This is a genomic window from Pseudomonas sp. RA_105y_Pfl2_P56 (genome assembly GCF_963970845.1).
Taxonomy (GTDB): Bacteria; Pseudomonadota; Gammaproteobacteria; order Pseudomonadales; family Pseudomonadaceae; genus Aquipseudomonas; species Aquipseudomonas baetica_A.
Map to the genome: position 1 here is coordinate 1 of NZ_CAXAPL010000015.1, position 13,294 is coordinate 13,294.

Sequence of the window (13,294 nt, forward strand, 5' to 3'; positions counted from 1 at the left end):
GGGAACACGCTGGTCTGGCTGCGGGACTCTCCTTGGATGTAGGCCATAACGAAAAATGCTCCGTATCTTTCGATACGGAGCATTTTCTTTGAGTGCCGCACAGATTGCTAGGTTTTCACACAGTCTGTTCGGGCTCCCTTTTTCATGCCTGCGGAAAAGTCATTTCACCGTGACGGTGATCTTTTCCGAAACGATGGGCGGATCGAAAGCCATGTGGCTCTTGTCGCCCAGTTCCAACTGCAACGTGTGCTTGCCTGGCGTCAGCGTCAGTTCGGTTTCAGTCTGGGCTTTGCCGAAATGGATATGGTTGGCGTCTGCCGGAATCACAGCGCCCGCAGGAACAGTGCTCTTGGCGTCTACCAGCAGGTGATGGTGGCCAGTGTTAGTCGTGAGATTACCAGCGGGCGCCAACGCAATGCCCTTTACTGCAAATTTGACCTTGAAGGTCTTGTCGACAACGGCGCCGCTGCTCGGCTCGACGATGCTTACGGAAGCTCCCGCCGGCGCTGGCGTGGCAGCGCTGGCCATCATCGACGCGCTCAACAGAAGACCAGCCAACGCGGCTCGTGACATAAACGTTTTCATTCTCTTCTCCAGTTTTTCCGTAAAATCCGCGTGGTCATGACAACTTCATGACCATTCGTTGTCGAAGGCACTCGACAACCATAGCAAAGCGAGCCTGACTCAGAGCATCGCGATAATGATTTCAAAGGAGTGACCATGCGTTTTCTGCCTGGCCTGATCTGCCTGCTACCCCTTCTGAGCCCGCTGGCTCACGCCGAACTGATTGATGACGTCAACGACCGTGGCGAGTTGCGCATCGCCCTTGAAGCTAATACGCCGCCCTTCAATTACAAGCACGACGACAAACTCACAGGGTTCGAGGTTGAGCTTGGGCAAATGCTGGCCAGCGAACTGGATGTTCGCGTCGATTTCATCATCACCGACGAGAACGATCTGCTCCAGGGCGTTGAAAGCGGCAAGTACGACGTCGCGCTCAATCACATAGCACTGACACCCGAACTCAAGGATCGTTTCGACTTCAGCCAGCCATACAGCCAGATCGATTCGCAGTGGCTGGCGAAGAAAGATGAGCAACCACAATCGATGATGCTGGTGCAGTCACTGACCGAGGACAAGCCGAAAGCGGCCACGCCGGTAGACCTGGCGATTCCGTTTCAAAAGGGTAATCCGGCGTTTCACTCCAGCCTTGAGAGTGCGTTGCAGCGGATCAAGGCGGATGGGCGGTTGGCGGCGTTGTCCGAGAAGTGGTTCACCAAACCCGAGTGAACACAAAACCTGTGGGAGGGGGCTTGCTCCCGAAGGCGTCGTGTCAGTCAATGCAGATGTTGAATGACCCACCGCTTTCGCGAGCAAGCCCGCTCCCACACGGGAATCTGGGGTGGGCTTTTAATCGAGTTGTGTCAGGGCTGTTGCAGCCTGCGGCAATTCAAGTTCACTGAACACTTGCACGCCATGGCGTTTGAGCAGTGCAGCTGTCACGCCTTCACCGCTGACTTTCACTCCGCTGAACGTGCCGTCATACGTCAGCAGATTGCCGCACGACGGGCTATTGGCTTTGAGCACCGCCACCCGAATACCGTGCTTGCGCACCAACTCTAGTGCCTGCCGCGCGCCATCGAGAAACTGCGCACTGACATCCTCACCGTCGGTGGTGATGACCGAAGCAACGCCATCCAGCACCTCGCCACCCTGCCCGCCCGGAATCTCCGCTGCCGCCCGTGGCGTCGGTAAACCACCCGCGACTTCCGGACACAACGGCACCACCCGCCCTTCGTCGAGCCACTGTCCGAGCAAATCAAACGGCCCACTGGCCCCGCCGTCGTAGCGCACGCGATGGCCCAACAGGCAGCGACTGACCAGAATCTTGTGCATCTCAGAAAGGCTCGTTGCCACGGCGGCGGAACCAGCCGGTCAGCGACAAGCGCTCGCGGTTCGCCGGCAGCACTTCGTGTGGGACTTCGCCAGAGAGAAACACCACCAGACAACCGCCGATGGGTTGTACGTCGTGAACGCGCTCATCACCCAGGTACATGCGCAACTGACCGCCATCCTCAGGCAGCCAGGCCTCGTTGAGATAGATCACCGCCGAAACCATGCGCCGGTCATCGTCGCGAAAACGATCGACGTGCCTGCGATAGAACGCGCCCGGCGGATACAGCGCAAAGTGGCACTCGAAGTCTTCAAGTCCGAGGAACAGCCCCCGGTTGAGCGCCTCGCGCAGGCTGTCCATCAGGTGCAGATAACGGTCGCTGGCCTCGGCCTGCCCCGGGTCGATCCATTGAATATGATCGCCGCGAATACCCTCGCGAATCTCTGAAAAGGGCCCGCGACCGACCGCCGCCGGCGCCAGTTCCCCCTCGGCCTCACGTTTACGGCACTCGGCCGCCAGCTCGCGGGTCAAACCCGCGGGCAGGAAAATGTTCTGCTGCGACCAGCCATGCTCGGCCAGGTCGTCGACGATACGTAACAGCATCGGGTGTTCAGAGGATATTTGCATGGCGCGCATAGTATGCCTGCGACAAGAAATCCGACAGAGCCACGCAGCGGCTTGCTACGAATTCTCGACAAGTACCGACACCGCACGGAGAATAGTGCGCTGCTGACAGGAGTCCCTATGCGCCGTTTGTTTTTTTCACTGTTGATGTTCTGCGTTTTGCCCGCCTGGGCGGACGGCCATGATCAGCTTTACAAGGTCGCCGGCTGGCCAGATCAACGTGCGCACTTCAATGACGCCCTGAGTGCTGCCCAGCAGCGTTATCAAAACAGCCTGCCGCCTGCGGTTTTTCAAGCATTGGTGAGCAACAGCAACCAGCGTTTTGCGCCACAAGCCATGGATCAACGCGCCGAAGCCCAGTTGCGCCAGAACCTTGCCGATCCGAAACCGGCGCTGTCCTTCTTCCAATCGCCGCTGGGTAAAAAAATCGTCGCCGCTGAATTGCTGGCGACCCGGCGCGACCAACTGGCGAAAAATGCCAAAGGTCTGCCCAAGATGCAGGTCAGCGACAGCCGTCTGCTGATCATCGGCCACCTCGCCCAGGCGCTGCCGGCTCGTGAAGCTGGCGCCGAGGTCAGCCTCGCCATTGCGGGTGTGGCGGCCGACAGTTTGAGTTCGATGATTCCGGGACTGCTCGGCGGTGGCCAGGCGCAAGGGATGTTGAATGGTCAGCGCCAGCGGCTGATGGATCAGATCGGCGCCGACATGAACAACACACTGCTCTACGTTTATCGCGACTTGTCGGATGAAGAACTCGAAGAGTTTGCGACGTTTGCCGAGTCGACGGAGGGCAAGGCTTATTATCAAGCGGCGCTGGCGGCAATTCGGGCGGGGTTGGCGGTGGGGCAAAACACTTCGAACCTCGGCCAGTAAACTGCGTCGCCTGACAAGCCGCCTTCGCGAGCAAGCCCGCTCCCACTGTGATCGCGGTCTCCTGTGGGAACGGGCCTGCTCGCGAAGAGGCCCTTGGAATCACTGAGGATTACGCCCCCTGATCCGCTTGTTCAGAAACTCGAAATACTCCTCGCGCATATCAGCCGTCTCATTCGCCAGATGATGCCGCGCCTGCGGCAGCAGCAAAATCTGCGGCCGATCAAACTTCCACTTCAACACCTGCAGGTTGTGCTGCCAGTCCACGGTCATGTCCGCCTGCCCTTGAATGATCAGCGGCCGGCGCGGACTTTTTTTCGCGTACTCGACCCGATTGATCCAGCGTGACAATGCGCCGACCCATGCGGTCGGCAAGCGCTTGGGCTGCAACGGATCGGCCAGCAGAAACGGCAGGAAATCCGGATCGTTGGAGTTCTCGCTGAAGCGCCGGGCAATGCCTCGAACAAACGGTCGCAGCAGGTAATAACTCAACTGCGACCAGCCCCACGCCCGCGGCCGCACCAGGGGCGACAACAGAATCAACTGGCCTTGCGCCGGACTGTTCTCGCCATGGTTGAGCACATGATCGACCACAATCGCCCCGCCCGTACTTTGCCCGCACAAGTGCCACGGCTGCGGCAGGGCAATCGAATGCGCCTCGGCAAACAGGGCTTGCAGGGTGTCCTGATACTCGGAAAAGTCACGAATGCTCGCCCGCACACCGCTCGACAGACCATGCCCCGGCAAGTCGCAGGCGATCACGGCAAAATCCTGATCCAGCGCCCACTCGATGACATGTCGATAAAGCCCGGTGTGATCGTAAAAACCGTGCAGCAGAAACAGCGTGCCCTTGACCTTTTCCGGCCACCAGCAATGGCTGACCAGTTCATAACCGTCCACCTCGAATCGACCGATGCCGCGCCAGACATCCCGCCCGGGGAAATCGGTTTTATAGAACCGCTGATAGGCCTTTGCCTCCTCCGACAACGGCTGCCACCGGGCCAAAGGCTTGAGGCTGGCACGTAAATGATCGGGATCGAAGGTAGCAGGCATGAGGCAATTCCAGAGCGGTAAACAGACTTTATCGGCCTGCGATATTCATCTGTAGAAGCAAGCATGGCAAGCTAGCCGCCCTCCGAGGAGCAAAATCCATGCGTTCGCCCTACCGCACCGCACTGTTTGCCAGCCTGATCGCGCTTGTCTGCGCCGGGGTGCTGTGGATGGCGTACGACTGGTTTCAGGGCCGCTATCTGCGGGCGTTCAGCGAACACACCGCGGTGTTTTCCGGCGACCCGTTGCGCCTGCCGGATGATCTTGCCGGCCCCGGGCCGATTCGACTGGTGCACTTCTGGGACCCCGCCTGCCCGTGCAACGTTGGCAACCAACAGCACCTGAGCGAGATGGTCGAGCAGTTCAGCGGCAAAGGCGTGGAGTTCTTTGCCGTGCAAAAGCCCGGCAGCCACGGCCAGTTGCCCGCCACGTTGAGCCGCCTGAAAACCATTGCGATATTGCCCGGCTCCGAACAGGTTCCCGCCAGCCCCGCTGTGGCGATTTGGGACCGCAGCGGCAAACTGGCGTACTTCGGCCCCTACAGCGAGGGCCTGACCTGCAACGCCAGTAACAGCTTTATCGAACCGATCCTGAACGCACTGACGGATGATCGCCCGGTCAATGCCACACACACCTTGGCGGTCGGTTGTTATTGTCCGTGGCCGGTCGAGACGCATTAAGGCGTTCCGGACTTTTCAAGGACAGCGATGCACGGCACGGAAGCTCTGTGCTAATTGTTTGCAGCCCGCACGGGCGGCAATCCCGCATTCACAAGGAGTCACCATGAAGCGCGTGTTCACCGTTCTTGCCTTGCTCATCGTTGTCCTGCTCTGTGCGGGCGGCTGGTACGTCTACAGCAAGCAGCCAACGCGAAAGGGCCAGGTTGAACTGCGCCACCTGCAAGGTTCGGTGACCGTGCGTTACGACGAGCGCGGCGTGCCGCATATTCGTGCCGAGAACGAAACCGATCTCTACCGCGCCCTCGGCTATGTCCACGCCCAGGATCGTCTGTTCCAGATGGAAGCCATGCGCCGCCTCGCCCGTGGCGAACTGGCCGAAGTGCTCGGGCCGAAACTGCTCGACACCGACAAACTGTTCCGCAGCCTGCGCATTCGTGAGCGCGCCGCCAGTTACGTGGCCAGCCTCGATCAGCAGTCACCGGCGTGGAAGGGCCTGCAAGCCTATCTGGATGGCATCAACCAATATCAGGACACGCACGCAGCGCCCATTGAGTTCGACGTACTGGGCATCCCCAAACGGCCGTTCACGGCTGAAGACAGCATCAGCGTCGCCGGTTACATGGCTTACAGCTTTGCCGCCGCGTTTCGCACCGAGCCGTTGCTGAGCTATGTGCGCGATCAACTCGGTGCCGATTACCTCAACGTCTTCGACCTCGACTGGCAGCCCAAGGGTGTCTTGGCCAAGGGCCGCAGCAACCCGACGCCAGCCCTCGCGGCTGGCGACTGGAAAGACCTCAGCGCCCTCGCCCGCCTCAGCGAACAGGCGCTGATCGACAATGGTCTGCCGCAGTTCGAAGGCAGTAACGCCTGGGTGATTGCCGGCAACCGCAGCCAGAGTGGCAAACCGCTGCTGGCCGGTGACCCGCATATTCGCTTCTCGGTGCCGTCGGTGTGGTACGAGGCGCAGTTGTCGGCGCCGGGTTTTGAACTCTACGGCCACCATCAGGCGCTGGTGCCGTTCGCGTTTCTGGGGCACAACATGGATTTCGGTTGGAGCCTGACGATGTTCCAGAACGACGATCTGGATCTGATCGCCGAGAAGGTCAACCCGGACAATCCGAACCAGGTCTGGTATCGCGGGCAGTGGACCGACATGGTCAGCACCGAGCAGCAGATTGCGGTGAAGGGCCAGGCACCGGTGACGATCACCCTGCGCCAATCGCCCCACGGCCCGATCGTCAACGACGCACTCGGCAGCGCCGCCGGGAAAACGCCGATTGCCATGTGGTGGGCCTTCCTCGAAACGCCGAACCCGATCCTCGAAGGTTTCTATCAGCTCAACCGCGCCGACACGCTGGCCAAGGCCCGTGCCGCCGCGGCCAAGGTGCAGGCACCGGGGCTGAACCTCGTCTACGCCAATGCCAAAGGGGATATCGCCTGGTGGGCTTCTGCGCTGTTGCCCAAGCGCCCGGCCGGGGTCAAACCGGGTTTCATTCTCGACGGCAGCACCAATCAGGCAGACAAGGACGGTTACTACCCGTTCAGCGCCAACCCGCAGGAGGAAAACCCGGCGCGCGGCTACATCGTCTCGGCCAATTTCCAGCCTGTGTCGCCGACCGGCATGGAGATTCCCGGTTACTACAACCTGGCCGATCGTGGCCAGCAACTCAATCGTCAACTCAGTGACAAGAACATCAAGTGGACCAACGAAGCCAACCAGAAGCTGCAACTGGGCACCACCACCGGCTACGGCCCGCGTCTATTGGCGCCGCTATTGCCAGTGTTGCGCGAAGTGGTGACGGACCCGGCCGAGCGCAAACTGATCGAGCAACTGGCGCAGTGGCAAGGCGACTATCCGCTGGATTCGGTCAGTGCGACGGTGTTCAACCAGTTTCTCTATGACCTGGCTGATGCGGCGATGCGTGACGAGTTGGGCAATGATTTTTTCCAGACGCTGCTGTCGACGCGGGTGATCGATGCCGCGCTGCCACGCCTGGCGGCCAACACCGACTCGCCGTGGTGGGACAACCGCAACACGCCGAACAAAGAGACCCGCGCCGATACCGTGCGAGCAGCGTGGCAGGCGAGCATGAAACATCTGAAGCTGACCCTCGGCGACGACGTTGGCGGGTGGAAATGGGGCATGGCGCACACCCTGACCCACGGGCATCCGCTGGGGCAGCAAAAGCCCCTGGATCGCATCTTCAACGTCGGCCCTTTCGCGGCGCCGGGCAGCCATGAAGTACCGAACAACCTCTCGGCGAAGATCGGCCCGGCGCCGTGGCCAGTGACTTACGGGCCCTCGACGCGGCGCCTGGTGGACTTCGCCGACCCGGCTCACGGCTTGACCATCAACCCGGTCGGCCAGAGCGGCGTGCCGTTCGACAGTCACTATGACGATCAGGCTGAAGCGTATGTGGAAGGGATGTATATGCAGGCGCATTTCAGCGATGAGGAAGTCATGGCCAATACCCGCAGTACCTTGAAGCTGCTACCGGCGCGGGCTGCCCAGTAGTTCCAGGCTGGCTGGAGGGGCCTCGTCGCGAGCCTGCCCGCTCCCACCGTTATGATTGGGTTGGCCTGCGCAATGAGGCCAACCCGGCATGGCTTACACCGCTTCCGGCGCCTGTGCGCGGCGCACGTCCGGCTGCTTCCACGAATCGGCAGCGCTTTCTTCGATGGCTTGCTGGATGGCTTTCTTGCGGGCTTCTTCGGCGCGGCGGCTGAAGAACCAGACCAAAAACGTCACGATCGACACCGCCAGCAGAATCAGGCTGGCCACAGCGTTGATCTCAGGCTTCACGCCCAGACGCACCGCTGAGAACACTTCCATTGGCAGGGTCGTCGAACCCGGGCCGGAAACGAAGCTCGCCAGTACCAGATCGTCCAGCGACAAAGCGAACGACATCATGCCACCCGCCGCCAGCGACGGCGCGATCATCGGGATGGTGATCAGGAAAAACACCTTCCATGGCCGTGCCCCCAGATCCATCGCTGCTTCTTCGATCGACAAGTCCAACTCACGCAGACGCGCCGACACCACCACCGCCACATACGCGGCACAGAACGTCGTGTGAGCGATCCAGATGGTGACAACGCCACGCTCCTGCGGCCAGCCGATCATCTGCGCCATGGCCACGAACAGCAGCAACAGCGACAGACCGGTGATGACCTCTGGCATAACCAACGGCGCGGTCACCAGACCACCGAACAGCGTACGCCCCTTGAAGTGGGTGATACGGGTCAGCACGAACGCCGCCAGTGTGCCCAGCGCCACCGCGGCAACCGCGGTGTAGCAGGCGATTTCCAGCGAGCGCAGCACCGAGCCCATCAGTTGGCTGTTGTCGAGCAGGCCGACGTACCACTTGATCGACCAGCCGCCCCACACCGTCACCAATTTCGAGGCGTTGAACGAGTAGATCACCAGGATCAGCATCGGCAGGTAGATGAACAACAAACCCAGAACCAGCATCAGGCTGGAGAAACGGAAGCGCTTCATTCTTTACCCTCCATTTCCTTGGCCTGACTGCGGTTGAACAGGATGATCGGCACAATCAGGATCGCCAGCATCACCACCGCCAGCGCGGACGCCACCGGCCAGTCACGGTTGTTGAAGAACTCTTGCCAGAGGACTTTACCGATCATCAGGGTTTCCGGACCGCCGAGCAGTTCCGGGATCACGAACTCGCCCACCACCGGGATGAACACCAGCATGCAGCCGGCAATGATCCCGTTCTTGGACAGCGGAATCGTGATTTTCCAGAAGCTGTTGAAGGTACTCGAACCGAGGTCGGAAGCCGCTTCCAGCAAGCTCTGATCGTGCTTCACCAGATTGGCGTACAGCGGCAGGATCATGAACGGCAGGTACGAATAGACCACGCCGATGTAGACCGCCAGGTTGGTGTTGAGGATTTGCAGCGGCTGATCGATCAACCCCATGCTCATCAGGAAACCGTTGAGCAGACCGTTGTTGCTGAGGATGCCCATCCACGCGTAAACGCGGATCAGGATTGCGGTCCAGGTCGGCATCATGATCAGCAGCACCAGCACCGTTTGCAGCTCTTTACGGGCGCTGGCGATGGCGTAGGCCATCGGGTAGCCGATCAGCAGGCACAACAGCGTGCTGAAAAACGCCATCTTCAGCGAGCCGAGATACGCGGCAATGTAGAGTTCGTCGTCACCGAGCAACGCGTAGTTGCCCAGGTTCAGCAGCAGTTCCAGCTTCTGCTCGGCGAACGTGTAGATCTCGGTGTACGGCGGAATGGCCACATCGGCTTCGGCGAAGCTGATCTTCAGGACGATGAAGAACGGCAACATGAAGAACAGGAACAGCCAGATGAACGGAACCCCGATGACCAGTTGACGGCCATTGGGAATTATTCGGTTGAGCCGTCGTTTGAACTTGCGCATGTTCATGAGCGAAGTACCACGCCGCTGTCATCTTCCCACCACACGTAAACCTGATCGCCCCAGGTCGGACGTGCGCCACGACGCTCGGCGTTGGCAACGAAGGACTGCACCAGTTTGCCGCTCGGCAATTCGACGTAGAACACCGAGTGACCGCCCAGATAAGCAATGTCATGCACCTTGCCGCTCGACCAGTTGTATTCGCAGGTCGGTTGATCGGCGGTGACCAGCAGCTTCTCAGGACGGATCGCGTAAGTGACCGACTTGTCCTGCACCGAGGTGCTGATCCCGTGACCCACGTAGATCTGCCGGTCGAGGTCATTGCAGGTGATGGTCGCGTGGCCCTCGGCGTCGTCGATCACTTCGCCTTCGAAGATGTTGACGTTGCCGATGAATTCGCAGACCAGGCGGCTGGTCGGGGTTTCGTAGATGTCGATCGGGCTGCCGATCTGGGCGATCCAGCCCAGGTGCATGATCGCGATGCGCTCGGCCATGGTCATGGCCTCTTCCTGGTCGTGCGTCACCATCACGCAGGTCACGCCGACGCGCTCGATGATCTCGACCAGTTCCAACTGCATCTGCGAACGCAGTTTTTTATCCAGTGCGCCCATCGGCTCATCGAGCAGCAGCAGCTTCGGCCGCTTGGCCAGCGAACGTGCCAGCGCCACACGCTGACGCTGACCGCCGGACAGTTGATGCGGCTTGCGCTTGGCGTACTGGCTCATCTGCACCAGCTTGAGCATCTCGGCCACGCGGGCCTCGACCTCAGCCTTGGGAATCTTGTCCTGCTGCAAGCCGAAGGCAATGTTCTGCGCCACCGTCATGTGTGGGAACAAGGCGTACGACTGGAACATCATGTTGATCGGTCGTTCGTAAGGCGGCATGTCGGTGATGTCGACGCCGTCGAGGAAAATGCGCCCCTCCGTGGGCCGTTCGAACCCTGCCAGCATCCGCAACAGAGTGGATTTGCCCGATCCCGAACCGCCGAGCAGGGCAAAAATTTCGCCCTTTTTGATTTCCAGGGACACATCGTCCACGGCAATCGTCTCGTCGAACTTCTTCGTGACCCGGTCGATTTTGACCAACACCTGTTTAGGTGTCTGGTCGCCCTCGAGGGCTTTCTTGTAGGCGCCGGAGGCAACTGCCATTTACGAAACTCCCAGAAAAAAGAGTGCAGTTCGTCCAATGCGGACGAACCCAGGATGTTTGTGCCTTATTTGCCCGACTTGACCTTGGTCCAGCTGCGGGTCATCAAACGCTGAATATTGGGTGGCAATTCGGTCGACACGTAGGTCTTGTCGAGGACTGCTTGCGGTGGATAAACCGCTTCGTCGGTGCGAATGGACTGTTCCATCAGCTTGTCCGAACCCGGATTGGGGTTGGCGTAACCGACATAATCACTGACCTGGGCGATCACCTCAGGCTTGAGCAAATAGTTGATGAAGGCGTGGGCCTCTTTGACGTTGTCCGAATCCTTGGGGATCGCCAACATGTCAAACCACAGCGCACCGCCCTCTTTCGGAATCGAGTACGCAATGTTCACGCCCTTCTTGGCTTCAGCCGCCCGGGACTTGGCCTGGAAGACGTCACCGGAAAAGCCGACCGCCACACAAATGTTGCCGTTGGCCAGATCCGAAATGTATTTGGAGGAGTGGAAGTAAGTCACATAAGGCCGTACCGCCAGTAACTTGGCCTCAGCCTTTTTGTAATCTTCAGGATTGGTGCTGTTCGCATTCAGCCCCAGGTAATTGAGCACGGTCGGCATCATTTCATCGGCCGAATCGAGGAACGCTACGCCGCAGCTTTGCAGCTTCTTGATGTTCTCTGGCTCAAACAGCACGGCCCAGGAGTCGATCTTGTCGATGCCCAATACCGCTTTGACTTTGTCGACGTTGTAACCGATGCCGTTGGTGCCCCACAGGTAAGGCACGGCGTAAAGGTTACCCGGATCGTTCTGCTCAAGACGTTTGAGCAGCGCAGGGTCGAGATTGGAATAGTTGGGCAGTTGCGACTTGTCGAGCTTCTGGAACGCGCCCGCCTTGATCTGCTTGCCCAGGAAGTGGTTCGACGGCACGACCACGTCGTAACCGGTACGCCCGGCCAGCAGCTTGCCTTCCAGGGTTTCGTTGGAGTCGAACACGTCATAGACCGGTTTGATGCCAGTCTCTTTCTCGAAGTCGGCCAGCGTGTTCTCGCCGATGTAATCCGACCAGTTATAAATGTGCACGGTACCGGCGGCCTGGGCACCAACAGCGATCGTCAGGCCGGTAGCAACCAGCAGTGCATTGCGCAAAGAAGAAAAAACAGGCACGTGGAGGTCCTCTAGATTAGGTGGGCCCAAGTTGCCCCGCGCGGCATGACAGCCATGGCTGCCCGACAACAAAACCGGCGCGCAACTTACCCTCGAAAAACCGTTCCAGCAAAACTTTCTGTCATTTATTTGTCCCGCTGACCGGCCTCGCAAAGACGACGGCCAGCGGTTGCTGCCTCAAACCGGCTTATTTGCCCGATTTGATCTTGGTCCAGCTGCGGGTCATCAAACGCTGGGTCGCGGCCGGCAAGTCGGCAATCGCGTACAGTTTGGCCAGCACGTCGGCCGGTGGGTAAATGCCCGGGTCGCTGGTGATGTCTTTATCAACCAGTGGCGTTGCAGCGGCGTTACCGTTCGGGAAACGCACGGCGTTGGTGATTTCAGCCATGATTTCCGGCTTCTGCAGGAAGGTCATGAACTTGTAGGCGCCTTCGACGTTTTCGGAATCTTTAGGGATGGCGACCATGTCGTAGAAGCTGCCGGCACCTTCTTTCGGAATGTTGTAGCTGACTTTCACCTTGCCACCGGCTTCAGCCGCGCGGGACTTGGCCTGGTAAATGTCGCCCGAGTAACCGATAGCGACGCAGATGTTGCCGTTGGCCAGGTCAGAGATGTACTTGGAGGAATGGAAGTAGGCGATCGAAGGACGCACCTTCATGATCAGCGCTTCAGCCTTGGCGATGTCTTCTTTCTTCTGGGTGTCGGTTGGCAGGCCCAGGTAGTGCAGCGCCACCGGAATCATCTCGGTTGGCGAGTCGAGCAGACTGATGCCGCAGGATTTCAGCTTGGCAGCGTTTTCAGGCTTGAAGATCAGGTCCCAGGAGTTGACCGGCGCATCGGCACCCAGTGCAGCCTTGACCTTCTCGGCATTGAAGCCGATGCCGATCGAGCCCCACATGTACGGGAAGGCGTGCTCGTTGCCCGGGTCGCTGACCGACACAGCCTTGAGCAGGTCGGTGTTCAGGTTTTTCCAGTTAGGCAGCTTGGACTTGTCCAGTTTCTGGTAGACGCCAGCCTTGATCTGCTTGGCCAGGAAGTTGTTCGACGGCACGACGATGTCGTAACCCGATTTGCCCGCCAGCAATTTGGCTTCGAGGGTTTCGTTGCTGTCGAAAACGTCGTAGACGACTTTGATGCCCGACTCGTCTTCAAACTTCTTGATGGTGTCCGGGGCGATGTAGTCGGACCAGTTGTAGACGTGCAACACCTTGTCGTCCGCCTGAGCCGCAGCGGCCATGATTCCCATCAGGGACATGGCGAGCAGAGTCTTGCCAGCGAGCTTTTTGCCTAATGCCTTCATGCGTTGATGCTCCAAATTTTTTCTTTTTTGAACCACTTTGTTCAGCGGCCGAACCCGGACAACTGGAACCGCGACTAGTCTGGCAAGTTCAGAGGCGGTCTTTCAAGAAAAGACCCGCCTTTGTGACAGCTTTGAGCAAGAGCGCCGCGGCTCCCCCG

General features: G+C 59.4%; 13 protein-coding genes. 4 read left to right on the plus strand and 9 right to left on the minus strand.

Features of this window, described 5'->3' with window-relative positions; all coding sequences use genetic code 11:
* Positions 1–159: 159 nt before the first annotated feature.
* On the minus strand, positions 160–585 hold the full coding sequence (locus AACY11_RS12355) for a DUF4399 domain-containing protein (RefSeq protein ID WP_339430397.1): 426 nt from the start codon (positions 583–585) through the stop codon (positions 160–162).
* 135 nt (positions 586–720) lie between these two features.
* Here AACY11_RS12355 and AACY11_RS12360 point away from each other — a divergent pair, with 135 nt between their 5' ends.
* Complete coding sequence (locus AACY11_RS12360) at positions 721–1,290, plus strand: transporter substrate-binding domain-containing protein (protein ID WP_339494882.1); 570 nt, start codon at positions 721–723, stop codon at positions 1,288–1,290.
* A 120-nt stretch (positions 1,291–1,410) separates the two neighbouring features.
* On the opposite strand, the gene AACY11_RS12365 is transcribed toward AACY11_RS12360, so the two are convergent.
* Positions 1,411–1,896 (minus strand): DUF523 domain-containing protein, encoded by a 486-nt coding sequence (locus tag AACY11_RS12365; RefSeq protein WP_339430399.1) that lies wholly within the window; start codon positions 1,894–1,896, stop codon positions 1,411–1,413.
* A 1-nt stretch (position 1,897) separates the two neighbouring features.
* Complete coding sequence (locus AACY11_RS12370; RefSeq protein WP_339430400.1) at positions 1,898–2,530, minus strand: 2OG-Fe(II) oxygenase; 633 nt, start codon at positions 2,528–2,530, stop codon at positions 1,898–1,900.
* 108 nt (positions 2,531–2,638) lie between these two features.
* On the opposite strand from AACY11_RS12370, the gene AACY11_RS12375 reads away from it, so the two are divergent.
* Positions 2,639–3,391 carry a DUF2059 domain-containing protein gene (locus tag AACY11_RS12375; RefSeq protein WP_339430401.1) on the plus strand — a complete coding sequence of 251 codons (753 nt, stop codon included), beginning with the start codon at positions 2,639–2,641 and terminating at the stop codon, positions 3,389–3,391.
* Between the two features lie 99 nt (positions 3,392–3,490).
* Here AACY11_RS12375 and AACY11_RS12380 read toward each other — a convergent pair whose 3' ends face one another.
* Positions 3,491–4,441 carry an alpha/beta hydrolase gene (locus tag AACY11_RS12380; RefSeq protein WP_339464668.1) on the minus strand — a complete coding sequence of 317 codons (951 nt, stop codon included), beginning with the start codon at positions 4,439–4,441 and terminating at the stop codon, positions 3,491–3,493.
* A 98-nt stretch (positions 4,442–4,539) separates the two neighbouring features.
* Here AACY11_RS12380 and AACY11_RS12385 point away from each other — a divergent pair, with 98 nt between their 5' ends.
* Positions 4,540–5,118, plus strand: a complete 579-nt coding sequence (locus tag AACY11_RS12385; RefSeq protein ID WP_339430403.1) for a DUF6436 domain-containing protein — start codon at positions 4,540–4,542, stop codon at positions 5,116–5,118.
* Positions 5,119–5,221: 103 nt separating this feature from the next.
* Entirely contained in the window at positions 5,222–7,633 is a 2,412-nt protein-coding gene (locus AACY11_RS12390) for a penicillin acylase family protein (RefSeq protein ID WP_339494884.1), read from the plus strand.
* 93 nt (positions 7,634–7,726) lie between these two features.
* On the opposite strand, the gene AACY11_RS12395 is transcribed toward AACY11_RS12390, so the two are convergent.
* The 5 genes from AACY11_RS12395 to AACY11_RS12415 form a co-directional block, all read right to left on the minus strand.
* On the minus strand, positions 7,727–8,617 hold the full coding sequence (locus tag AACY11_RS12395) for an ABC transporter permease subunit (RefSeq protein WP_221734038.1): 891 nt from the start codon (positions 8,615–8,617) through the stop codon (positions 7,727–7,729).
* Complete coding sequence (locus AACY11_RS12400; protein ID WP_221734061.1) at positions 8,614–9,495, minus strand: ABC transporter permease subunit; 882 nt, start codon at positions 9,493–9,495, stop codon at positions 8,614–8,616. The genes AACY11_RS12395 and AACY11_RS12400 overlap by 4 nt, the downstream gene beginning before the upstream one ends.
* A gap of 35 nt (positions 9,496–9,530) precedes the next feature.
* Positions 9,531–10,673, minus strand: coding sequence for an ABC transporter ATP-binding protein (locus tag AACY11_RS12405; RefSeq protein WP_339430405.1), 1,143 nt, complete (start codon positions 10,671–10,673; stop codon positions 9,531–9,533).
* 65 nt (positions 10,674–10,738) lie between these two features.
* Complete coding sequence (locus AACY11_RS12410; RefSeq protein WP_339430406.1) at positions 10,739–11,836, minus strand: polyamine ABC transporter substrate-binding protein; 1,098 nt, start codon at positions 11,834–11,836, stop codon at positions 10,739–10,741.
* 187 nt (positions 11,837–12,023) lie between these two features.
* Positions 12,024–13,136: a polyamine ABC transporter substrate-binding protein gene (locus AACY11_RS12415; RefSeq protein WP_339494886.1), complete on the minus strand. Its 1,113-nt coding sequence runs from the start codon at positions 13,134–13,136 to the stop codon at positions 12,024–12,026.
* Between the last annotated feature and the right edge of the window lie 158 nt (positions 13,137–13,294).

What these genes read in the sequence shown, in the direction of transcription:
- AACY11_RS12355 (WP_339430397.1), bottom strand. Translation starts at nt 585, where the DNA reads ATGAAAACGTTTATGTCACGAGCCGCGTTGGCTGGTCTTCTGTTGAGC.
- AACY11_RS12360 (WP_339494882.1), top strand. Translation starts at nt 721, where the DNA reads ATGCGTTTTCTGCCTGGCCTGATCTGCCTGCTACCCCTTCTGAGCCCG.
- AACY11_RS12365 (WP_339430399.1), bottom strand. Translation starts at nt 1,896, where the DNA reads ATGCACAAGATTCTGGTCAGTCGCTGCCTGTTGGGCCATCGCGTGCGC.
- AACY11_RS12370 (WP_339430400.1), bottom strand. Translation starts at nt 2,530, where the DNA reads ATGCGCGCCATGCAAATATCCTCTGAACACCCGATGCTGTTACGTATC.
- AACY11_RS12375 (WP_339430401.1), top strand. Translation starts at nt 2,639, where the DNA reads ATGCGCCGTTTGTTTTTTTCACTGTTGATGTTCTGCGTTTTGCCCGCC.
- AACY11_RS12380 (WP_339464668.1), bottom strand. Translation starts at nt 4,441, where the DNA reads ATGCCTGCTACCTTCGATCCCGATCATTTACGTGCCAGCCTCAAGCCT.
- AACY11_RS12385 (WP_339430403.1), top strand. Translation starts at nt 4,540, where the DNA reads ATGCGTTCGCCCTACCGCACCGCACTGTTTGCCAGCCTGATCGCGCTT.
- AACY11_RS12390 (WP_339494884.1), top strand. Translation starts at nt 5,222, where the DNA reads ATGAAGCGCGTGTTCACCGTTCTTGCCTTGCTCATCGTTGTCCTGCTC.
- AACY11_RS12395 (WP_221734038.1), bottom strand. Translation starts at nt 8,617, where the DNA reads ATGAAGCGCTTCCGTTTCTCCAGCCTGATGCTGGTTCTGGGTTTGTTG.
- AACY11_RS12405 (WP_339430405.1), bottom strand. Translation starts at nt 10,673, where the DNA reads ATGGCAGTTGCCTCCGGCGCCTACAAGAAAGCCCTCGAGGGCGACCAG.
- AACY11_RS12415 (WP_339494886.1), bottom strand. Translation starts at nt 13,136, where the DNA reads ATGAAGGCATTAGGCAAAAAGCTCGCTGGCAAGACTCTGCTCGCCATG.